Origin of the sequence: Nocardia halotolerans (assembly GCF_042650145.1) — a bacterium.
GTDB lineage: Bacteria > Actinomycetota > Actinomycetes > Mycobacteriales > Mycobacteriaceae > Nocardia > Nocardia halotolerans.
The window spans coordinates 1-20,839 of the sequence record NZ_JBHSDL010000028.1; the positions used below are offsets into that span (position 1 = coordinate 1).

Annotated in this window: 19 protein-coding genes and 1 rRNA gene; 11 read left to right on the forward strand and 9 right to left on the reverse strand. The window is 68.4% G+C overall.

Features of this window, described 5'->3' with window-relative positions; all coding sequences use genetic code 11:
* The first annotated feature begins 147 nt into the window (after window positions 1–147).
* The 4 genes from rrf (at window position 148) to ACFO5K_RS22170 (ending at window position 3,352) form a co-directional block, all read left to right on the forward strand.
* Window positions 148–264 (forward strand): 5S ribosomal RNA (rrf, locus tag ACFO5K_RS22155).
* Between the two features lie 111 nt (window positions 265–375).
* Window positions 376–1,080 (forward strand): YdcF family protein, encoded by a 705-nt coding sequence (locus tag ACFO5K_RS22160; RefSeq protein WP_378566300.1) that lies wholly within the window; start codon window positions 376–378, stop codon window positions 1,078–1,080.
* Window positions 1,081–1,173: 93 nt separating this feature from the next.
* Window positions 1,174–1,983: an SAM-dependent methyltransferase gene (locus ACFO5K_RS22165; RefSeq protein ID WP_378566304.1), complete on the forward strand. Its 810-nt coding sequence runs from the start codon at window positions 1,174–1,176 to the stop codon at window positions 1,981–1,983.
* Window positions 1,984–2,029: 46 nt separating this feature from the next.
* The gene (locus tag ACFO5K_RS22170; RefSeq protein WP_378566307.1) at window positions 2,030–3,352 is read left to right on the forward strand and encodes a diguanylate cyclase domain-containing protein; all 1,323 of its coding nucleotides are present in this window, start codon (window positions 2,030–2,032) and stop codon (window positions 3,350–3,352) included.
* On the opposite strand, the gene ACFO5K_RS22175 is transcribed toward ACFO5K_RS22170, so the two are convergent.
* Entirely contained in the window at window positions 3,340–4,332 is a 993-nt protein-coding gene (locus tag ACFO5K_RS22175; RefSeq protein WP_378566310.1) for an acyl-ACP desaturase, read from the reverse strand. The two genes, ACFO5K_RS22170 and ACFO5K_RS22175, sit on opposite strands and share 13 nt — an antisense overlap.
* 203 nt (window positions 4,333–4,535) lie before the next feature.
* Between ACFO5K_RS22175 and ACFO5K_RS22180 the strand changes: the two genes are divergently transcribed.
* Together ACFO5K_RS22180 and fadD32 are read left to right on the forward strand one after the other, a co-directional pair.
* A complete protein-coding gene (locus ACFO5K_RS22180) occupies window positions 4,536–5,783 on the forward strand; it encodes a KasA/KasB family beta-ketoacyl-ACP synthase (protein WP_378566921.1) in 1,248 nt (415 codons plus the stop codon).
* Between the two features lie 79 nt (window positions 5,784–5,862).
* A complete protein-coding gene (gene fadD32, locus ACFO5K_RS22185; RefSeq protein ID WP_378566924.1) occupies window positions 5,863–7,743 on the forward strand; it encodes a long-chain-fatty-acid--AMP ligase FadD32 in 1,881 nt (626 codons plus the stop codon).
* A 149-nt stretch (window positions 7,744–7,892) separates the two neighbouring features.
* Here the strand turns inward: fadD32 and ACFO5K_RS22190 are convergent, their stop codons facing one another.
* From ACFO5K_RS22190 to ACFO5K_RS22200, 3 genes are all read right to left on the reverse strand, one after another.
* Complete coding sequence (locus tag ACFO5K_RS22190) at window positions 7,893–8,438, reverse strand: YceI family protein (RefSeq protein WP_378566312.1); 546 nt, start codon at window positions 8,436–8,438, stop codon at window positions 7,893–7,895.
* An 88-nt stretch (window positions 8,439–8,526) separates the two neighbouring features.
* A complete protein-coding gene (locus ACFO5K_RS22195) occupies window positions 8,527–8,721 on the reverse strand; it encodes a hypothetical protein (RefSeq protein WP_378566315.1) in 195 nt (64 codons plus the stop codon).
* On the reverse strand, window positions 8,718–9,944 hold the full coding sequence (locus tag ACFO5K_RS22200; protein WP_378566318.1) for an MFS transporter: 1,227 nt from the start codon (window positions 9,942–9,944) through the stop codon (window positions 8,718–8,720). Before ACFO5K_RS22200 ends, ACFO5K_RS22195 begins: the two co-directional genes overlap by 4 nt.
* Before the next feature lie 105 nt (window positions 9,945–10,049).
* Here ACFO5K_RS22200 and ACFO5K_RS22205 point away from each other — a divergent pair, with 105 nt between their 5' ends.
* Window positions 10,050–10,892 (forward strand): DUF72 domain-containing protein, encoded by an 843-nt coding sequence (locus tag ACFO5K_RS22205; protein WP_378566321.1) that lies wholly within the window; start codon window positions 10,050–10,052, stop codon window positions 10,890–10,892.
* 108 nt (window positions 10,893–11,000) lie between these two features.
* On the forward strand, window positions 11,001–11,534 hold the full coding sequence (locus ACFO5K_RS22210; protein ID WP_378566324.1) for an Rv3235 family protein: 534 nt from the start codon (window positions 11,001–11,003) through the stop codon (window positions 11,532–11,534).
* A 139-nt stretch (window positions 11,535–11,673) separates the two neighbouring features.
* Here ACFO5K_RS22210 and ACFO5K_RS22215 read toward each other — a convergent pair whose 3' ends face one another.
* Complete coding sequence (locus tag ACFO5K_RS22215; RefSeq protein WP_378566327.1) at window positions 11,674–12,180, reverse strand: DUF4254 domain-containing protein; 507 nt, start codon at window positions 12,178–12,180, stop codon at window positions 11,674–11,676.
* A gap of 213 nt (window positions 12,181–12,393) precedes the next feature.
* Here ACFO5K_RS22215 and ACFO5K_RS22220 point away from each other — a divergent pair, with 213 nt between their 5' ends.
* Window positions 12,394–12,789, forward strand: coding sequence for a hypothetical protein (locus ACFO5K_RS22220; RefSeq protein ID WP_378566330.1), 396 nt, complete (start codon window positions 12,394–12,396; stop codon window positions 12,787–12,789).
* Between the two features lie 140 nt (window positions 12,790–12,929).
* On the opposite strand, the gene ACFO5K_RS22225 is transcribed toward ACFO5K_RS22220, so the two are convergent.
* Complete coding sequence (locus ACFO5K_RS22225) at window positions 12,930–14,075, reverse strand: acyl-CoA dehydrogenase family protein (protein ID WP_378566333.1); 1,146 nt, start codon at window positions 14,073–14,075, stop codon at window positions 12,930–12,932.
* A gap of 422 nt (window positions 14,076–14,497) precedes the next feature.
* Between ACFO5K_RS22225 and ACFO5K_RS22230 the strand changes: the two genes are divergently transcribed.
* Together ACFO5K_RS22230 and ACFO5K_RS22235 are read left to right on the forward strand one after the other, a co-directional pair.
* Window positions 14,498–15,817: a hypothetical protein gene (locus ACFO5K_RS22230; RefSeq protein ID WP_378566336.1), complete on the forward strand. Its 1,320-nt coding sequence runs from the start codon at window positions 14,498–14,500 to the stop codon at window positions 15,815–15,817.
* A 52-nt stretch (window positions 15,818–15,869) separates the two neighbouring features.
* Complete coding sequence (locus ACFO5K_RS22235) at window positions 15,870–17,150, forward strand: hypothetical protein (protein WP_378566339.1); 1,281 nt, start codon at window positions 15,870–15,872, stop codon at window positions 17,148–17,150.
* A 260-nt stretch (window positions 17,151–17,410) separates the two neighbouring features.
* On the opposite strand, the gene ACFO5K_RS22240 is transcribed toward ACFO5K_RS22235, so the two are convergent.
* The 3 genes from ACFO5K_RS22240 to ACFO5K_RS22250 form a co-directional block, all read right to left on the reverse strand.
* A complete protein-coding gene (locus ACFO5K_RS22240) occupies window positions 17,411–19,183 on the reverse strand; it encodes an AIM24 family protein (RefSeq protein WP_378566342.1) in 1,773 nt (590 codons plus the stop codon).
* A gap of 87 nt (window positions 19,184–19,270) precedes the next feature.
* The gene (locus ACFO5K_RS22245; protein WP_378566345.1) at window positions 19,271–19,828 is read right to left on the reverse strand and encodes a GNAT family N-acetyltransferase; all 558 of its coding nucleotides are present in this window, start codon (window positions 19,826–19,828) and stop codon (window positions 19,271–19,273) included.
* The gene (locus ACFO5K_RS22250; RefSeq protein WP_378566348.1) at window positions 19,825–20,802 is read right to left on the reverse strand and encodes an ABC transporter substrate-binding protein; all 978 of its coding nucleotides are present in this window, start codon (window positions 20,800–20,802) and stop codon (window positions 19,825–19,827) included. Before ACFO5K_RS22250 ends, ACFO5K_RS22245 begins: the two co-directional genes overlap by 4 nt.
* Window positions 20,803–20,839: the final 37 nt, after the last annotated feature.

A 20,839-nucleotide genomic window follows, 5' to 3' on the forward strand; every position in this document is an offset into this window, starting at 1 on the left:
GTACTAATAGGCCGAGGGCTTACTATCGAAGGTGTTACGCGTCCACTGTGCGGTATCTGAAACAACAGACACTGCAGCAAACCTGATTGATCGGGTCCCCGTTTTGGGGGTTTGGTTGGTGGGGAGCGCTGTCTGGTTTCGTAGTGTTACGGCGGTTATAGCGGTGGGGAAACGCCCGGTCCCATTCCGAACCCGGAAGCTAAGGCCACCTGCGCCGATGGTACTGCACTCGACAGGGTGTGGGAGAGTAGGTCACCGCCGGACAATTATTGTGAAGAGGCCCTCCAGCTGATGCTGGAGGGCCTTTTTGCGTCGATTGTCCCATCTTCGCACCGTGCCAAGATGAGAATGGCCAATATTTCAGAAGTACTCCCGATGGCTTCTCGCGTCCGCCACGATTATGTGACGTCGTTTCTGGAGGTCACCATGGATTGGCTGTTCACCCACAAGACCCTGCGTCGCGGCGCTGTCGCACTCGTGCTGCCCGCCGCCCTCGTCGGCGCGCTCGTCACCGCGGCTCCCGCGTTGGCAGGGCCGCCCGCTCCTGATCCACTGGCCGGCGTCGGCGACGGCGTCACCCACGGCGTCCTCGGCACCGTGCGCTCGGTGGCCGATGTGGCGGGCTTTCAACTGCCCGACACCTACGGACCCGAGACGGCCATCGTGGTTCTCGGCTACGGGCTGCAACCCGATGGCACCATGCGCGCCGAACTGAGCAACCGGCTGCACGCCGCGCTGGTGCAAGCCTTCATGTCGCCCGCTTCACCGGTGATCGTGACCGGCGGCAACCCGCGCAACGGGCGGACCGAAGCACAGGTGATGGCGGACTGGTTGCACGTGCGTGGAGTGGCCAGGCACCGGCTGCACACCGAGTCCGAAGCCGGTTCCACCGTGCAGAACGCGAAGTTCTCGGCTGCGCTGATGGCAGCCCTGGGTGTGCACAAGGCCGTGCTGATCACCTCCGCCGACCATATGCGCCGGGCGCTGGAGAACTTCCTGGACGCGGGTGTGCCGGTGATCGCCACCATGACCCCGGATACCGCGCCGCTGTGGGCGCAGCCCTATGGTGCGGGCAGCTAGCTCATAGCCGCACCGAAGTCGGTGCCGAGGTCTACGATTCGTCTGGCGCCGCCGCGGGGTGTGGCGGCGCGCGGAAAGACAGGGGTTTTTGTGATGGACAGGCCGGCGTGGGCACCAGAGGGCGTCGATATGCAGCAACCGAGCCCGGCTCGGATGTATGACGCCCTGCTGGGCGGCTCGCACAATTTCGCGGTGGACCGGATGGCCGCCGAGATGGGGGTGCAGTTGGTCCCCGATCTGCCCCGGCTGGCGCTGAGCAACCGCGCTTTCCTGCGGCGGGCGGTGCGGTTCATGCTCGACGCAGGTATCCGACAGTTCCTCGACATCGGCTCCGGCATCCCCACCGCTGGCAATGTGCACGAGATCGTGCACGAACTCGACCCGCAGGCCCGGGTGCTCTACGTCGACATCGACCCGGTCGCCGTGGTGCATTCGCGAACCATCCTGGCCGGCAGTGAGCGGGCGGGTGCGATCGAAGCCGACCTGCGCAAGTCCGATGATCTGCTCGCGGCGGTGCGCGCGACCGGACTCATCGATTTCGACGAGCCGGTCGGTCTGCTGCTGATCGCGGTACTGCACCTGGTGGCCGACGAGGACGATCCGGCGGGCAAGGTGGCCGCGCTGCGGGATGCGGTGGTGCCTGGCAGTTTCATAGCCATTTCACACCTGACCTCCGAGCTTCGTCCCGAAGACGCCGGTAAGCTGGGTGAGCACTCGGCGAACGAAACCAAGATCGGAATCCAGTTCCGGACCAAGGACGCGATCGCCGCGATGTTCGAGGGATGGGACATGGTCGACCCCGGGGTGGTGGAACTGCCTTCGTGGCGGCCGGAGTCCGAACGGGATCAGCACGAGCAGCCTGGCCGGTCATTGGGCCTGGGTGGAGTCGCGCGCAAAGCATGAGCCGCCGGCACGGCGGTGCGATGAACGATGACAGGGCGGATGAGCAGTGGGGTCGTGGGAGCTGGCGCAGCGGTGGGCAGATGCCCTCGACGGTGTCGTTGCCCCCACCCTGAATCGCTCTCAGATCGAGGAGATGCTCGCCGCCCTGTGCACCGGCCTGATCGACGCCGCTCGCGGCGGCGAGGACCCCGACATCGCCCGGCGGGCGGCGCGGATGCTGGTCGCCGCGAACTACCGTGACCCGGCCGCGGTGAGTCGTACGGTCCGGGTGATCTGCTCGGATCTGGTCGAGGTGGCCGCCGACGGATCCGACGACCCGGCCTGGCCCGATATCAGCGACCGCGCGATCGTCTTGGCCGGTGACTTCGCGGCGGGTTTCACCGCGGCGCTGCGCGGGGCCGCGCTGGCCGAACAGGAGGCGACCCTGGCGGCCGTGCTGGCCGCCGCGGAGGAAGCCGAGAACCGCCGGGCGCTGTCGGAAGCGCGGTTCGAGGCGGTGTTCGACGGGGCGCTGGTGGGCATCGGGACTGTCGATATGACCGGTCAGGTGGTGAATTGCAATGCCACTCTGGCCCACATGCTGGGGCAGACTCCGGAAACCATGCCCGGGCGCACCGTGGCCGACATCCTGGGGCCGCAGAATCTCAATGCCGCGTTCATCGAACTGCAGCGCATGGTCGCCGGTGAATCCGAGAGTTTCCGCACCGAAACCGAGCACCTGCACACCGACGGCCGCGTCACCGCGATCGACCTGTCGATGTCGGCTGTGCGCGATGCCGAGGGCGCGATCCAGTTCCTGATCGGTGTGGCGGTCGACGTCACCGAACGCAAGCAACTCGCCGACCAGCTGTGGCACGACGCGAACCACGACGCGCTCACCGGTCTGCCGAACCGTCCGCACCTGTTCAGCCGACTCGCTGAGGCCGCGTCGCCGATCGGGGTGTGTTACCTGGATCTCGACGGGTTCAAGGAGATCAACGACCTGTGGGGGCACACGATCGGGGACCGGGTGCTGCGGGTGGTCAGCGCCCGGCTGCGCGACACAGTGGGTCCGCTCGGCGCGCTGCCCGCCCGCATCGGTGGCGACGAGTTTCTCGTGCTCGTCGAAAGGTGTGCCGGCGAAGGGCAATTGAACGATCTGGCCGACGAGTTGATGACCGCTCTTGCGGCGCCACTGGAAGTGAACGGTCATATGCTCGCGGTCGGGGTGAGTATCGGCGTCGCCTATTTCGACGAACCACCCGCGGCCGCAGACGAATTGATGCATGCCGCCGATGCGGCGATGTACCGCAACAAACACGACGCGCGGGCCGCGATCCGGCCACGCGGTGCGCACCGCACCGGGCCCGCGCTGGGTCAGACCAGCTGACCGTCGCGGCGTGCGGCGCGTGCCAGTGACCGATCGCGCTGTTCCTCGAAGCGCACCACGTCGGTGCGCAACCGGTCGAGGAAGGCGGCGAGTTCCTCGCGTGCCTGTTCGCCGCGCGCGCTGAAGTCGTTGCGCTCGAAGATGTTCCATTTGCGCAGCACCGGCAGCAGGACCTCCTCGAGATGCTGGCGCAGGTCGTAGATGCCGTGCTTGGCCATCAGTACACCGTTGCGCCGCCAGCCCGGCATGCCCGCACCGGGCATCTGGAAACCCTGCACGATCGTGGCGATGGCCTCCATGGTCTGGTCGGGCGCCAGGTCGAGCGCGGCGGCGCACAGGTTGCGGTAGAAGATCATGTGCAGGTTCTCGTCGGCGGCGATGCGGGCCAGCATGCGATCGGCGATCGGGTCGTCGCAGACGCGGCCGGTGTTGCGGTGGCTGACCCGGGTGGCCAGTTCCTGGAAGGTCACGTAGGCCACGGAGAAGAGGAATCCCGCGCCGGAGGCCACCTTGATGTCGAAGCCGGCCGCCTTCTGATCGACCACCGACATCGCCGAATACCCGTTGGTCATATGGACCATTCGCGCCTGCTCGAGCGCCACCGGGTCGACGCCGCGGGTGACGACGAGGTAGTCGCGCATCGCGATGCCGTGCCGGTTCTCCTCGGCGGTCCAGCGACCGACCCAGGTGCCCCACGCCCCGTCCTTGGAGAAGTTCTCGGCGATCTCACGGTGGTAGGAGGGCAGATTGTCCTCGGTGAGCAGGTTGGTGATCATCGCCGCCTTGGCGAGCTCGCTCAGTGCGGATTGTTCAGGCGCCCAATCGATCCCGCCCATCGCCGCGAAGTTGCGGCCGCGGTCCCACGGCACGTAGTCGTGTGGATGCCAGTCCTTGGCCATCGCCGAATGGCGGTTCACATTCGCGGCGGCGACGTCTTCCAGTTCGATCAGCAGTTCCAGTTGGGTGAGGTTCCTGGCCACGCTCGTTCCCTTTCCATGCGGTGAAAAGTTAGAGTTGCGCTGGTCCGGTAGTGTTGCCCGTCGTCGCCGAGAATAGACCCGGCGCAACGTCCCTCCGAACGACACGGTGCGGAGGGCACTGTTTCTGAATTTGGGCGCGTCGCGCCGAGTACCTATACGCTCCACCAGTTCAGCTCCATCAGCGGTTCCCGATCAGTCGTGGCATAGCTAGAGAGAGTGAGCGAAAAATTATGACGGACATCGTGGTCACGAGCCTGGCGGCGACCACGTCGATCGCGGGCGACGTCGACTCGACCTGGAAGGGTCTGCTCAACGGCGAGAGCGGGATCGACGTCCTGGAGGACTCCTTCATCGACGACTTCGAGTTGCCGGTCCGCATCGGCGGTCATCTGAAAGTGTCGCCGGCGACCTGCCTCACCCGTGAGGAGGCGCGCAAACTGTCCTATGTCGAGCAGATGGCGGTGGCCCTCGGCCGCGAGGTGTGGCGCAACGCGGGCAGTCCCGAGGTCGATCGCGACCGGCTCGGCGTCTCGGTGGGCACCGGTCTCGGTGGCGCCGAATCGTTGATCTACGCCCGCGACCGGCTGCGCAACGGCGGCTACCGCAAGGTTTCGCCGCTGACCGTGCAGGCCATCATGCCCAACGGTCCGGCCGCCTGCGTGGGGATCGAATTGGGCGCGCGCGCCGGTGTTTCCACGCCCGTCTCGGCCTGTTCGTCGGGTTCGGAAGCGATCGCCAACGCGTGGCGGATGATCATGATGGGCGACGCCGACGTGGTGGTGACCGGCGGGGTGGAAGGCTCCATCCAGGCGGTGCCGATCGCGGCATTCACCCAGATGCGGGCCATGAGCACCCGCAATCACGACCCCAAGGCCGCCTCCCGGCCCTTCGACGCCGACCGTGACGGGTTCGTCTTCGGTGAGGCGGGCGCGATGATGGTGATCGAGACCGAAGAACACGCCAAGGCGCGTGGGGCGACCATCCACGCGCGGCTGCTCGGCGCCGGGATCACCTCCGACGGATTCCACCTCGTCGCACCGGATCCCGAGGGCACCGGCGCGGCCAGGGCGATGGCGCGGGCGATGCAGACCGGTGGGATCAGCCGCACCGATGTCACCCACATCAACGCCCATGCCACCGCCACGCCCATCGGCGACACCGCCGAAGCCAATGCGATCGGCAAAGCGATCGGTTCGCACGCCTCGGTGTACGCGCCGAAATCAGCGCTCGGGCATTCGATCGGCGCGGTCGGCGCGCTGGAATCGGTGCTGACGGTGCTCAGCGTGCGCGACAGCATCGTGCCGCCCACGCTGAATCTGGACAACCAGGACCCCGAGATCGATCTCGACGTGGTGTCCGGGCAGGCCAGGCGTGGCCGGATCGACTACGCGGTGAACAACTCGTTCGGCTTCGGCGGGCACAACGTGGCGATCGCCTTCGGGCGCTATTGACGCCTGCCCCGCGGCCACTACTCATTGCACGAGTTCGGCCTCTCGGTGAGGCATTGTGCGTTGAAAAGGACAGGGAATGATCGGCGATACTTTCGACGACTATGTGGACGAACAGGGCGCTATCCGGATTCCCGGCGACCAGACCTTGATCGACTTCGTCGACAAACACAGCGAGGCCAACGGGGATGAACTGGCCTATCGCTTCATCGACTATTCGCGCGAACGTGAGGGGGAATATCAGGAACTGACCTGGCGCGAATTCGGCGTCCGGCTGCGCGCGGTGGCGGCCCGGCTGCAACAGGTGACCCGGCCCGGTGACCGGGTGGCGGTGCTGGCGCCGCAGGGCCTGGACTATGTGGTGGCGCTGTTCGCCGCGGTGTACGCGGGCAATGTGGCCGTGCCGCTGTTCGATCCGGAGGAACAGGGGCACAGTGACCGGTTGCACGCGGTGCTCGGTGACTGCGAACCGGCCGCGGTGCTCACCGTCGGCACCGCGGCGGCGGGAGTACGCAAGTTCTTCCGGGAACAACCGGCCGCGCAACGGCCGCGGATCATCGCGGTCGAGGCGATCCCCGACACTGTCGGCGCCACCTGGCACCGGCCCGATATCGGCATCGACAGCGTGGCCTACCTGCAATACACCTCCGGCTCCACCAGGGTGCCCGCCGGTGTGGAGATCACCCATCGTTCGGTGGGTACCAACCTGCTGCAGATGATCGATGCCATCGGCATCACCGAAAACGCGCGCGGGGTCACCTGGCTGCCACTGTTCCACGACATGGGGCTGCTCACGGTGATCCTGCCGACCATCGGCGGCAAGTTCATCACCATCATGTCGCCGAGTGCGTTCGTGCGCAGGCCCGCCCGCTGGATCAAGGAACTCGCCGCTCAGCCCGACGGTGCCGAGATCTATTCGGCCGCACCGAACTTCGCGTTCGAACACGCGGCGACGCGGGGCTTGCCGAAGGGTGACGAGTCGCTGGATCTGTCCAACGTGATCGGCCTGATCAACGGTAGCGAACCGGTGTCGGTGTCCTCGATGCGCAAGTTCAACGAGGCGTTCGCGCCGTTCGGCTTGTCCAAGACCGCGATCAAACCCTGCTACGGGATGGCCGAGGCGACCCTGTTCGTGTCGGCGACCAAGCGTGAGGACGAGGCCAGGGTCGTCTACGTCGACCGGGGGCAGCTCAACGCGGGCCGGATGGTGCCCGTCGACGAGCACTCACCCCAGGCGGTCGCGCAGGTGTCGTGCGGTTATGTGGCGCGCTCGCAGTGGGCGGCGATCGTGGATCCCGAGACCGGGGCCGAGCGACGCGACGGCGAGGTCGGCGAGATCTGGTTGCACGGCGACAACATGGGCGTCGGGTACTGGGGGCGGCCGGGGGAGACCGCGGCGACCTTCCACAACCGGATCCTCGCCCGCAATCCGGCGGGCAGCCGGGCCGAAGGCGCACCCGATGACGCGAAGTGGATGCGCACCGGTGATTTCGGCGCCTACCACGACGGTGAACTCTTCATCACCGGCCGGGTGAAGGATCTGGTCATCGTCGACGGCCGCAACCACTATCCGCAGGACCTCGAGTACTCGGCGCAGGAGGCGAGCAGCGCGTTGCGGCCGGGCTTCATCGCGGCGTTCTCGGTGACGGCGGGAGAGCTGCCCGCGCCGGTACGGGCGGCGGGTGCCGCCGCCGACGATGCGGCCGAGCAGCTGGTGATCGTGGCCGAACGGGGGACGGGCGCGGCGAAACTCGATCCCGAGCCGATCGTGGACACCGTGCGGGCGGCCATCGCGAGCAGGCACGGAGTGACCGTGCGGGATCTGCTGCTGGTGCCCGCGGGTTCGATTCCGCGCACCTCCAGCGGCAAGATCGCGCGGCGGGCGTGTAAGGCCGCGTATCTGGACGGCACGCTGCGTGGTGGGCACCGTCAGCAGGCCTACCCGGACGCGCCGCAGGACTGAATCCGTCGGCGGATGTTCGGCCACCGGGAAACCCGGTGGCCGAACCAGTCCGGATCACGGCAACGCGCCGGCCACGGCTCGCCCCCGTCGCCGTTCCGCCGCACCACCTTTGCGACCCCGCGCGGGGTCACCCCTGTGCCCGCTGCCGGTCAGCTCTGCAGGTTGACCTCGACATCGAGCGAAAGATTGATCTTGTCGCCGATCACGGCGCCGCCGTCGGCCATCGGCATGTCGGTGGTGATGCCGAAATCACGCCGGTTGATGGTGGCGGTGGCGGTGAAACCGGCGACGGGCGCGTCGGCCATGCCGGGACCGGTGCCGAGGAACTCGACGTCGAGGGTCACCGGGTGGGTGGTGCCGGCGATGGTGAAGTCGCCGGTGAGGCTGAATTCGTTGCTCAGCGCCTTGAAGCCGGTGGCTTTGAAGGTGGCCTTCGGGTACTCGGCGACGTCGAAGAAGTCGGCGGTGGCCAGGTGGGCGTCGCGCTGCGGGTTGTCGGTGGTCACCGACTCGACGTTGATCTCGGCGTCGGCGTCGGCGCTGCCGTCGGGGTGCACGACGAGGGTGCCGGAGAAATCGGTGAACCGGCCGCGCACCTTGCTGACCATCAGGTGACGGACGGCGAACTGCAAACTGGAATGGGCCGGATCGATGACCCAGGTTCCCGCGGACAAACCTTTGCTGGGTGCCGACATGTTCTCTCCTCACTGGACGATCCGGCCGCGAACGGCCGACGGGTGTGCAGCGATAACGGACCCAGCCTAGCCGCGCGTGCAGGTCCGGTCAGTCCTCGCTGCTCGCCCGATCACCCAGGAAACGCAGCAGGGCGGGCTCGGTGGAAGTGAACCGGTCCACTTCCTGGCCACCGGTGCATTCGAACAGTCCGACGGTGACGCTGTCACCGCGGCGCGACAGCACCCGCCAGATGGCGCCGGAGTCCTGCCAGCGGCGCAGGGCGGCGATGTGGTCGGTACTCACAGTCGTTCACGGTAGTTCGCGGCGACCAGCGCGAGACAGCCCGCGGCGATCAGCGCGGTCACCAGATACATGGCGGGGTAGCCGAAGCCGAAGCCGCCGTGCAGGGCCGACAGCACCGCGGGCACGCCGAAACCGAGGTAGCTCACCGAATAGAACACCGCGGTGAGCCCGGCGAGGTCGCCGGGGCCGGCGATCCGTTCGATCTGCTGCAGGCCCGCGACCAGGCCGATGCCGTAGCCGCTGCCGAGCACGACGGCGGTGAGCAGGGTGAGCCCGATGGTCAGGCTCGACGCGGTCCACGCGGCCAGCAGCATTCCGGCGGTGAGCAGCACCAATGCCACCACCGCGGCGCGTGCGGTGCCGGGCCGGTCGATGCGCCGCGCCACCGACTGGATGGTGAAACCGCAGCCGAGGGTCACCATGGTGACGAGGGCGGAGAACGCGATCGGGGCCTGCTGCACGTGCGGCAGCATGAGCGTGGGCAGCACCGCGTAGGCGGTCGCGTTGGCGGTGAACAGCCACAGCGCGATCGGCACCGCCACCCGCAGGAAACGGCGATGCCCGGCGGCGGGAATCTTCAGGTCCTCGCGCAGCCGGGCCGGGTGCACCGGCCGCGTGACGGTTTCGGGTGCGGTGCTCAGCCAGACGGTGGCCATTACGCACAGCGCCACGTTGACCAGGTACGCGGCGGAATCGGGCAGCGGACCCCATTGCGCCAGGACCCCGGCCACTCCCGCGCCGAGGGCGAACCCGGCGGTCAGGCTCATCGCCGATCGTCGCGCACCCACGCCGGCGGCGGCCGCGGCGAACGGTGGCTGGGACAGCTCTTTGAGCCAGCTGCCACCGACTGCCATCGCCAGCCCCAGCGCGACACCGGACAGCATCCGCCCGGCGGCCAGCATCGGCACCGAGTCCGCGCCCGCGGCGAGCAGCAGCGAACCGGCCGCGGCGACGAGCGGGGCGGGCAGCATCAGCCGTCGGCGACCGAGCCGGTCCGAGAGCGGGCCGCCGATGAGCAGCGAGGGCACGATGCCGAGCACGTAGTAGAACAGCAGCAGGTCGACCGCCGTGGCGGCCAGACCATGACTCTTGTACATCACCAGCAGCGGGGTGAACTCGTTGCCGCCCCATGCAATCGCGACGATCGCGGCCGCCACCGCACGCCAGGCGCGGGCCCGGGTATCGCGAACAGCACCGGGCCGCTCGCTGGTGAGAATCGCCATCACAGGCCCTTTCCGTCGTGCGCGCACCGGGGAACGCGCACGGGGCGAAATGGTGGCAACCGGTCTCATTTTAGGCGCGGGCGGTGGCTGTATTACCGTCGGGTAGTGCGTGAACTGCGGATGGGTTGTGCGATGTGGACCCACCCGCGGTGGCAGCAACGGCTGCCCGCGCCGGGTGTGCGGTTGCGTGCCTACGCCGGGCACTGCGGCGCGGTGGAGGGCAACACCACCTTCTACGCCACGCCGTCGGCGTCGACCGTCGAGTCGTGGGCGGCCCAGACCGAGCCCGACTTCCGGTTCGTGCTCAAACCGCCCAGGGCTGTGACCCACGAGCGCAGGTTGGTCGACGCGCACGCCGAACTCGCGGCCTTTCTCGATGTGATGGCCCCGCTCGGCCCACGGGTGCACGCGTTGTGGTTGCAGCTGCCCGCGTCCTTCGGGCCGACCGAACTGGGCGCGCTGGCCCGGTTCCAGCGCCACCTGCCCGCGGGTTTGCGATGCGCGGTGGAGGTGCGGCATCCGGCGTTCTTCACCGATGAGCGGGCCGCGGTGCAGCTGGAACGGGTGCTGGGGCGGATCGGCGCCGAATGGGTGCCCTTCGACACGACCGTACTGTTCGACGGTCCGGCCGCTGACCCCTCCGAGTTCGAGGCGCGGGCGAAGAAACCCCGGGTGCCGCGTCGGCTGCGCGCGCTGACCGAGTACCCGATCGTGCGCTACCACGGCCGCGCCGACGCGGACCGCACCGTGGCGGGGTGGGCACCGTGGATCGATACGGTCGCCGAGTGGCTGCGTGAGGGCCGCTCGCCGACGGTGTTCGTGCACACCCCCGACAACGCCGCCGCGCGGGGCCTGGCGCGCCGATTCCACGACGAGGTGCGCGCAGTATTGCCCGGCCTGCCGCCACAGCCCATCCCCGAACCGGACGAGCCGATGACGCTGTTCTGATCGCTACCGCCCTGACCTGCACCGGTTTTCGGGACGTCTGTCGGACCCCCGTGGCATGCTGTGCGCGACCGCTGGGGAGTGGGTGGGCAGACTCGGAGGGGACGAGCTATGTCTACGGATCGAACGTCGTTGTCGCCTGCGCCGCACTGCGAGCCGCAGCTGGAGAACCGGGTCACCGGACACCGGTATTCCGCGGAACCTCTTGCACCGCATCGGATCACCTCGCCCGCTCGGCGGCGCACCACACACGGCACCCCCGCGGGCATTCGCCGGGCGGTACGTTCGGCGTGCGTGCGCGGCGCGCCGCCGGCCGCCGAGCCGGAAACGGACGCGATGCGATTCGCCGAGCAGGTGCTACGGCTGGTGCTCGAGGTGATCGACCGCCGACGGCAGGTCGGGCAGTTGCGGGCTCTCATCGATCCGCTGGTCGGATCGGTGCTCGTGACGATGCTCGCGCGCAATCTGGCGCCGGGCCGGTCGCTGGGCACCGCGAGCCTGACCCGGGTGCGCCAGACCGCGTCGCAGCCGGGTGCGGCGGAAATCTTCGCCTCGTATCAGCGGGGGGACCGCACCTTCGCGATCGCCGGGCGCATCGAATCGGTGAAAGGGACGTGGCGGCTGGTCGCGCTACGGCTGTACTGAGGCCGGAGACGGTCCCCGCCGCCCGAGAGCGGGGACCGGATGCCGCGCCGGACCTGGGGGAGGATGGGGGAGTTACCCCAGCGCGGCGGTGGTGTGTGGCGCGCCCTACCGTTGACGGTCTCGGACAGCGCACCAGCTGCTATTCGGTGCGTGGGTCGTCCCGGCTCGGTTGTGCCCCATCGCTTTCGGATGATCCGTCCGGTAGCCGCCGGGCGCCGTTTGCCACCTCGACGATGAGATCGGCGTAGCCGCAGGCCAATTCGTGCAGACGCGACTGAGCGGTGCGCAGTTCGCTGTCCGCGTCGCAGGACAGTGCCCGATAGGCGAGGGCGGCGAAATGGGCCATGCGATCGACCACGGCGCCGATGCTCTCGGTGTGCAACGGCGCCGTAGTGGCGGCCGCCGGGGCGCGCAGCAGCACCCACCGGTCGATCTCGCAGACCAGCCGGGCCCGCTCCCAGTCGATCGCGCCGGTATCACCGGGCACCAGTTGTTCGCGGCGTTCGTGCAGCACGGCCAGATCGTGTGCCGCCCGCAGCAGCGGGTCGCTGTCACCGGCGACCCCGCACACCGCCTGCATCATCGCGGCACGGGAGGGCAGTGCCGGTCGCGCGTGCGCTGCGGAACTGTCGCCGTCCGTGTCCACTGTCGCCGCACCGTCCTCGTCCCGTTCCCGCCGCTTCCCCAGAGACATTCGGCTCGGCGGCGAGCCCGGATCGGTACGCGCTGAATCACCACCCGTGGGCGAGGTGTCCCGCCCAGGGGCGACCCACAGCGGCTCCGCAGCCGATGAGCACCTCGATCGCGCGAGATACCCTGCTACACAGCTCGACCGCGGGGAACGACGAAGTGGACAGGCATGGACTGCGATATCAAGACCGCCATCGAATCGCTGCACGATGACCTGGCCACCTGGCTGGGCTCGCAAGCTTGCGATGCGGTGTTCGAACGCTTCGCCGCCGCGCAGCACCGGTCTTTTTCGATGGTGACCACGGCAGGTGAAACCCTGCGGCGCGACGAATTGCTGACCGGCCTTCGCGCTGCGCGAAACGCCCGCCCCGGCCTGCGGATCGACATCAGCGAGCTCGAAGAGCTGGTCGCCGAGCCCGGCGCGGTGGTTGTTCGGTTCCTGGAATCACATCACCACGCGGGCGAGGTGACGCGCCGGCGGGTGAGCGCGGTACTGATCCCGACGCCGGACGAATCCGGATTTCACTGGCTCGTGGTCCACGAAACCGAGGTCGCACCGGACTGAGCGCCGGACCGCTGTCCGAGGTCGCGGCGAGCAGCCCGATTCGGTCGCTGAGCAGCCGTCACATGATGGGGCCGGTCCGGCACGTTACAGCGGGGCTCGGGGGCCGTTCCGGAACCCCTGAGCCCCGCTGGGCAACCTGGTTACAGGCTGCGGGCGATGATTTCCTTCATGATCTCGTTGGTGCCCGCGTAGATCAGCTGCACGCGGTTGTCGACCCACATGCGCGCGATCGGGTACTCGTTCATGTAGCCGTAGCCACCGAAGAGCTGCAGGCAGGTGTCGGCGATCTGCATCGCCTTGTCGGTGGTCCACCACTTGGCCATGGCGACGGTGGGGATGTCGAGTTCGCCGCGGATGTGCTTCTCGACGCAGTCGTCGATGAACACGCGCGCGATGCGGGCCTCGGTGGCGACCTCGGCCAGCTTGAACTTGGTGTTCTGGAAACCGAACACCGGGCGGCCGAAGGCCTCGCGCTCCTTGGTGTAGCGCAGGGTGTGATCGAGGGCCACCTCCATGCCCGCGACCGCGCCCATCGACACGATCAGGCGCTCCTGGGGCAGCTGCTGCATCAGCTGGACGAAGCCCTGGCCCTCCTGGCTGCCGAGCAGGTTGCTCACCGGGACGCGCACGTCCTCGAAGAACAGTTCGGAGGTGTCCTGGCCCTTCTGGCCGATCTTGTCGAGCACGCGACCGCGCCGGAAGCCCGCGCGGTCGGCCTCGACCAGCACCAGCGACACACCGGAGGCGCCCTGGGTGGGGTCGGTCTTGGCGACCACGATGATCAGGTCGGCCTGGGCGCCGTTGGTGATGAAGGTCTTGGAGCCGTTCACCACGTACTCGTCGCCGTCGCGGACGGCCTTGGCCTTGACGGCCTGCAGGTCCGAGCCGGTGCCGGGCTCGGTCATCGCGATCGCGCCGACGACCTCACCGCTGGCCATCTTCGGCAGCCACTGCTGCTTCTGCTCCTCGGTGCCGTAGGCGAGGATGTAGTGGGCCACGATGCCGTTGTGCAGGCTGATACCCCAGGAGGTGTCGACCGCGCGGGCCTGCTCCTCCATGAGCACCGCCTCGTGCGCGAAGGTGCCGCCACCGCCGCCGTACTCCTCCGGGATGGAGATGCACAGCAGGCCCACTTCGCCCGCCTTGTTCCACAGGTCGCGATCGACATGGTGCTGTTCGCGGTATTTGTCGATGTTGGGGACCAATTCCTTGGCCATGAACGCACGGGTCATGTCGCGCAGGGCGTCCAGGTCCTCGTTCATCCAGCTGGACCGATTGGCGGCCATGAGTCTCCTTATACGGCTCGGCACAGCACCGGTCCAGGCGTGACCGGTGGTTACGGATACAGTGTGTACCAATATTGGCGAAGTGACAATAGTGTTGGTGAAATAGGCTTTCACCAGGAGATCCGCAACGCGAAGGCGATGGGTGGCCGGTGCCGCGGAAGCGGGCGAACCGTGCGGGCGTTCGGCAACAGTTGGGAACCGATGGTGCGAAAACCGCCGCCTCGGCACGGGTGGGCGCTTATCTTTCGTGATCGGTCTGGTGACGGCCGCCGGATGCGCGTGTCGCTCGCGGCGCGCCGCGTTTGGCGAGCGGTGTGCGAGCATCGGTTTCGCGCCGGAGGGTGGATGGACTAAGAATGGCGTGTGCCGTTCACACGTGTGCTCACCTGTCTGCCTTCGCGATTCCGGGGCGGTGGTCTGGCATGACCATCGAATCGCCCCTCGAGGACGACGTCAGCCAGCTCGCTCAGCGCGTCGAACGGGCGCGCGGGCGCCTCGCCTACCAATTCGATCCGGCCCTCACCGACGCACTGTCGGAAGACGAACTGCGCGCCGAACGCGAACTCGCCGAACGCATTCGTGAGCAGGATCGGGAACAGCGCTGGAAGCACACCCAGGCGATGGCGTCGGCATCGGACCGGGCCAGGCAGACCACCGAAGCTATCGAGAAGGCCGACATGCGAGATCTGCTGCTCGCCAGGAAGGCGATGGCCGCCCAACGGCGCGAATCGAGCCCGCACGCGAAGCTGGCCTCGCTGTACCGGCACCGGTCGTGGTCGTTGAAGGCACTCGCGGGTGTCGTCGGCGCAGGCATGCTGTGGTCGGCGGTGAACGTGCAGCAGAACATCGCGCCCGGCGGGCCGAGCGATCCGCTGTTCTGGTTCAGCTACCTGCTCGAAGCCATGATCAGCGTGTGTCTGATCATCATCATGGTCGGCACCAACAAGGTCGCCGAGTGGGGTGTGATCGACAATCGGCGCCAGGTCGCGCTCGCCGAACTCGCGCTGCTCGGCCTCACCGTCACCCTCAACACCTATCCGTATCTGCGTGACAGCCACTGGTACGACGCCGCGGTGCACGCCGTCGCGCCGGTGATGATCGGTGTGGCGCTGCTCATCCACGATGCGGTCAGCGCCCGCTACGGGCTGGCCATCACGCGCGCCACCAGCCAGGTCAGGGATCTGCCCGACCCGGCCGAGAACATTCTCAACCGCCAGTCCGCCGACGGTGGCATCCGGCTCACCTACCAGCCGCCGATGTCGGGTGCCACGCGCATCGACGCCGCACCCGCACCCGCACCGGCGATCGAGGCCGCGGCCACCACGCCGATCACCCGCGAACCCGCGTGGACACCCACCGAGCCGATCAGCAACGGCAACGGCAAGCCCACCGAGAAGCGCAAGCGCTTCGGCATCGGCAAGCCCTCCTCGGGCGACAAGGCAGCGTCGAAGAAGGCCGCCGCACCGGTGGCCGCTGCACCCGAGCCCGCCAAGGAACCGGTCAAGCCCGCCGAACAGGCGAAGACCACCGATTCGGTCCCGGCTGCGCGCAAGAGCGCCATCTCCGACATCGAGGCCCGCGTCGAAAAGGCTTTCGCCGAAGCCAATTTCGGCTACGAGGCGATCGAGCCGACCAGCATCTACGACACCGGCCAGTTCCGGATCGCGGAGAGCCTGGAGCAGGAACTCAACGAAATGCGTGAGGCCCGCCGGCAGGCGCGCAAGGAGCGCGCCGGGTCGTAGAGCGGTGTGACGCGCGCACCGCGGGCTATCGTGCTTCCCGGAAGGGGTGCCGATGATGAACGTGCGTGTGCTCACAGCCGTGGCGATCGGGTTGCTCGGCGGGTACGTCAGTGGTTACGCGGTCAGCCGCTCGCGGGGTGAGTTCGCGGCCGTTGTCGGTGTCAGCTGGGGTGGTTGGTTTCCGGCGGAACCGGTGCTCACCGCGGCCGGGGCCGCGGTCATCGCCGTGTTCGTGGTCGGTCTGCTCGGCCGGTTGCGGGCGCGATACGCCGTTGCGGCCGGGATCGGGCTGGTCGGGGTCGCGCTGCTGACCGCGGTGGCGGGACTGACGGCGGCCGGGACGTCGTCGGAGCAACAGGTGCTGGTCGGCGTCGGGGTGGGACTGGTCGCCGTGGCGGCCGTGATCCGACCGGCCGGCCAGGTGTGGTTCATCGTCGCGATGATGATCGCGATGCTCTACGGTGCGCGCATCAACGACAGCGTCGCCATGCCGAAACGGTACGCGGAGTACCTGACCACGCGCACGATCCCCGACCTGTCGGACAGTTGGCCACTGCTCGCCGGCCTCGCGGTCGCACTGGTCGTCGGCGGAATCACCGGGACGAAGGAACGGGTGGACCCGGACGTGACGGGCCGGGCGCTCGCGTTCGGCATCGGTGCGCCGCTCGGCTTCGCGGCGCTGGTTTTGTGGGCAGAGCAAGCGTCGGGGAATCCGGCCGTCTTCGTCGCGGTGCTCGCGGTGCTCGGGTTGGTGGCAGTGAGTTTCTGGTTGCCACGTCCGGAGGCGGTCGCGGTACTCACGGTGCTCGCGGTCGCGGCGATGCTGGCCGTTGATCCCTCGCTCAGCTTCGGGCCCGATCGGGTGGGGGTGGCGATACAGGTGGGACTGATGGTGGCGGCAGCCTTGGCAGGCACGGTGTGGCGGTATCCGGTGCTGGGCATCGGGCTGTGCGCGGGTGTTGTGCTGTGCGGGCTGCTGCCCGTCGTGCTCGACAGCACCACCGGCACCGAACTCGCCTTCCGGTTCCTGCTACCCATAGCGGCCGGATTCGGGGTCGGAACGTGTCTACCGGTGGCGCCTGCGACGGTGCTCGCGCTGTCGGTGGTGCCGGTGCTCGCGTCGTTGTTCGACAGTCTCCGGTCGTCGTTGTCATCGGGAACCGGAACCAGCTTTGGTTGGACGGCCTATGTCCCGGATACGTATTCCCCCACGCTGGACCGCAAGACCCCGACCCTGATCGCCGCTGCGGTGATCCTCGGGTGCGCGGCGTTGGTATTTCGGCACCAGCGATCGGCCCGGCAGCAGGACCCACCGCCGGATGCGGCTGTATAGGCAGCCGTAGCGCGTGGACGCCGGGTCGTCGACCGGTTCGGCCGGTGGTGGCGGCGGGGTCGGGCGAATCGCCGAACCTGGCTGCTGCGCGATCACGGCGGAGGGTGGCCACTCGCACACTGCGACAGGTCGCCCGACGTTGGCGTGTCATGCGTGCCGACGCCGGCTTTCAAGACGGTGGCCGTTGGGCACACCCGGCCTCGTGCGGCGTCGGCCCGGGTCGCGTGCGTTCGATCCGGGCCGCGCGGGCAGGCGGGTGCTCAGCCGAAGATACCGCCGCCGGTGCCTGCTTGCTGGCCGCCGCCGGTGCCGCCGATGAGGCCGCCCGGCGGGAGCTCGGAGGGCTGGACGATGACGAAGCCGCGGCCGGTGAACGACAGGGTGCTGGCTTCGCCCGTACTGCGGCCGATCAGGCGGCCCAGGCCGAAGGAGTCGTTGCGTTTGATGCCGGTCTGCAGGCTCGACGACCACGCCACGGCGGCGTTCGGGTCGGCGTAGGTGGCCTGGTCGACGGTGAGCACCACGGGGGCGCCGTCGGTGGTGATGGCGATGCGACCGCGGCCGGTGAACACACAGTTGAACAGGCCCGCGTTGGAGGCGTACCCGGCGGCGCCCTGCACGCGGCCCACGTCGTAGCTCAGGCTGGAGTCGAAGGCGAGGACGTTGGCGCCGTTGATGGTGAGGCCGTCGGAGCCGTCGAGGTCGATGATGTGCACGTCGGCGGCACTGTTGGCGAGGAACAGATCGCCGCGCCCGCTCACCTTCATCAGCGGCACGCTCTCACCGGTGAGGTGCTGACGGATGGCGCGCCCGATGCCGCCGGAACCGAGCGCCTCGAACTTCAGCTCACCCTGGTAGGCCACCATCGAACCGGACCTGGCCATCACCTCACCGTTGAGGCCGACCCGGACCATCTTGCTGCCCTGCTTCTGGATCCCGAGGCCGTTGACCTCGGCGTGCGTGGGGTCGAACAGGTCACTGTGCACGGGCGGTGCTCCTTGCTGTGATGCGTACGAAGAGGGGGCATGCGGTGCACCCGGATGCGCGTGGCCGGTCGGCTGAGCCGGGGCGCCGACGTGCGGCGGGAACGGAGGGGCGGGCTGACCCTGTGGTGGGAACTGACCGGGTTGACCTGGGGGCGGTGCGAACTGGCCCGGATGGCCCGGTTGCGGAATCGGCTGGCCGGGATGTGGCGGCTGCCCCGGATGTGGCGGCTGAGCGGAATGCGGTGACTGGCCCGGGTGTGACGGCTGGTCGGGGTGTGACGGCTGGTCGGGGTGCGACGGCTGGCCGGGATGTGGCGGCTGAGCGGAATGCGATGGCTGGCCCGGGTGTGGTGGTTGGCCGGGGTGCGATGGCTGGCCGGGGTGTGGCGGCTGAGCGGAATGCGGTGGTTGGCCCGGGTGTCGTGGCTGGCCGGGGTGCGGGGGCCGGCCGGGATCGTTCGCGAAGCCTGGTGCGCCCGCACCGGGTGGCGGTGCTTGTCCGGGGCCGGCCGATGTGGATACCGGGTCTTGCTGGGCGGGAGTGGGTTCGGGATCGTCGAGGTTCACGCCGAACGCGGCGGCGATGCCGGCGAGACCGTCGTCGTAACCCTGGCCGATCGCGCGGACCTTCCAGGTGTCGTTGCGGCGGTAGATCTCCACGCACACCACACCGGATTCGGTGGTGAGACCAGAGATCGGGAAAGTCATTGTGGCGGAACCGGATGCGATGGTGGTGGTGAGGTCGCCGACGGTGGCGAAGGTGGCGGGGCCGCGTCCGTCGAGGCTGGCGGTGACCACCACCTTGTCCACGTCGGCGGGCAGCGCCGAGGTCTGGACCTGCACCACATCGGGTGCGCCGTTGCCGTGCCGGTACATCACGCCGGGGCCGGTGGGCTGGTTGAAGAACACGAAGTCGGCGTCGGAGCGCACCCGGCCCGCCGAATTCAGCAGCAGCGCGGACACATCCACCGAGGCCGAACAGGCCACGGTGACGGTCAGCGCGTCACCGGGGGCGGGCCGGTTCTCACCGGGGGCCAGCGCGGTCACGACCGGGCACCCGAACGTCGTGTGTTTCGCAGGTCTTCCACGAGTTCGATAGTGCCGTGTCTGCCGTGACCGCGCCAGTGGTCCCGGTCAGTGCGCGGGTTCGCCGCGCCGATCCAGTGCGATTTCCAGGTGCACGGTCTGGAAGCCTTCGTGCGGACCGCGCGCGTCGTACACGATGTGGCCGAAGGTCAGCCAGAACTCCAGCGCGCCGGGTGTTCGGGCGTCGGTGTGCAGGTACAGCCGGTCGAATCCCGTTGTGGTGCGGACATGTTCGACCGCGGCGTCGACCAGCCGGGTGGCCAGGCCGCGCCGGTGGTGTTCGGGCCGCACGTAGACCCGGAACAGCTGGGCGGTCGTTTCGTCGGGATAGCGCCGCGCGAGTTCGGCCGGGTGCGGTGGGTGTGCGGGTCCCTGCGCCCGGATGGCTGCCGTGCCGACGATGACGCCCTCGTGTTCGGCGACCCAGAGCTGGTTGCGCGGGTGTCGCAGGTACACGGTGTCCGGGTCGATCACGTCGTGGTGGTAACCGGGCAGGTAGCCGATGCCGAACACCTGATAGAAGGTGTCGAGCATGACACTGCGGGCGCCGGGCAGGTCGGCGGGACCGGCCCGCCGGACCAGGTAGCCGGTGGTCGTCGCGGTCACTTCAGCCCCGTCAGCTCGCGGTCGAGCACTTCCAGCCCCTCGACGGCGACGGGGCCCGGCCCGGTGTAACCGAAGGGCACCACGATGATCCGGTTGTCGCGGATGGCGCGCAGACCGGCCAGTTCGGGCCGCGCGCGCAAGGTGGTGCGGACTTCCTCGGGGGTCTGATCGCCCTGGGTGAGCAGGATGATCACCTCGGGATCCGCGGCGATCAGCGTTTCGGTGTTGGCCTCGAAGTTGCGCTTGTCGATCTCGGCGTAGATGTTGTCCAGTCCTAGGATCCGCATCTGTTCGTGCACGGTGCTCTTGGCTCCGTAAGCCTTGAGCTGCGCACCGTCGCGGGACAGGATCAGCGTGGCGGCGGGACGGGCCGCCGTGGCGTCGCCGCGGCGTTCGGTCACCGCCCGCACACGTTGCCGCAGGGTGGCGACCTCGGCCTCGGCGACGCTTTCGGTGCCGAAGAGTTTTCCGTAGAGCTCGATGTCGGCGAAGGTGTCGGCGAAGGTTCCGGCCGCGTCCTTGCAGTAGCCGCGGGTGACGATCAGCGGGATGTTCACCTGCGCCAGGTCTTCATGGGTGACTGAGAGTCCTTCGACGCTGACCACCAGGTCGGGGGAGCGGTTGATGATCTCTTCGCGGGCGAGTTCGACGGTGGGCGCGGTGATTTCGACACCCTCGAGGGCGGCACCGTATTGGCCGGGGAACGATGCGGCTTCGAAGGTGCGGGTGACGATGCGGTCGCCGGCGCCCGCCGCGGCGATCAGCGGTGCGGCGATGGAGCCGACGGTGACCACCCGCTGGGGTGGTGAATCGAACGTGACGTCACGGCCGCAGCTCGAGATGGTCAGGGGAAAACCGGTTTCGGGTGGAGTGGTGGCCGGGGTTGTTGTGCCGCAACCGGTCACGACCGCCGTGGTGAGCAGAGCGAGGACGGGCGCGGCGTAGCGGCGCGCGGGGATGACACTGGTGAGCATGGGTATTCCTCATCGATGGGTGGAACGGGTGTAACGG

Bases quoted from the DNA above. Each gene is read 5' to 3' on its own strand.
- ACFO5K_RS22165 (WP_378566304.1), top strand. From the start codon at position 1,174: ATGGACAGGCCGGCGTGGGCACCAGAGGGCGTCGATATGCAGCAACCG.
- ACFO5K_RS22190 (WP_378566312.1), bottom strand. From the start codon at position 8,438: ATGTCGGCACCCAGCAAAGGTTTGTCCGCGGGAACCTGGGTCATCGAT.
- ACFO5K_RS22250 (WP_378566348.1), bottom strand. From the start codon at position 20,802: ATGCTCACCAGTGTCATCCCCGCGCGCCGCTACGCCGCGCCCGTCCTC.
- ACFO5K_RS22235 (WP_378566339.1), top strand. From the start codon at position 15,870: ATGATGAACGTGCGTGTGCTCACAGCCGTGGCGATCGGGTTGCTCGGC.
- ACFO5K_RS22200 (WP_378566318.1), bottom strand. From the start codon at position 9,944: ATGGCGATTCTCACCAGCGAGCGGCCCGGTGCTGTTCGCGATACCCGG.
- ACFO5K_RS22210 (WP_378566324.1), top strand. From the start codon at position 11,001: ATGTCTACGGATCGAACGTCGTTGTCGCCTGCGCCGCACTGCGAGCCG.
- ACFO5K_RS22230 (WP_378566336.1), top strand. From the start codon at position 14,498: ATGACCATCGAATCGCCCCTCGAGGACGACGTCAGCCAGCTCGCTCAG.
- ACFO5K_RS22225 (WP_378566333.1), bottom strand. From the start codon at position 14,075: ATGGCCGCCAATCGGTCCAGCTGGATGAACGAGGACCTGGACGCCCTG.
- ACFO5K_RS22220 (WP_378566330.1), top strand. From the start codon at position 12,394: ATGGACTGCGATATCAAGACCGCCATCGAATCGCTGCACGATGACCTG.
- ACFO5K_RS22160 (WP_378566300.1), top strand. From the start codon at position 376: ATGGCTTCTCGCGTCCGCCACGATTATGTGACGTCGTTTCTGGAGGTC.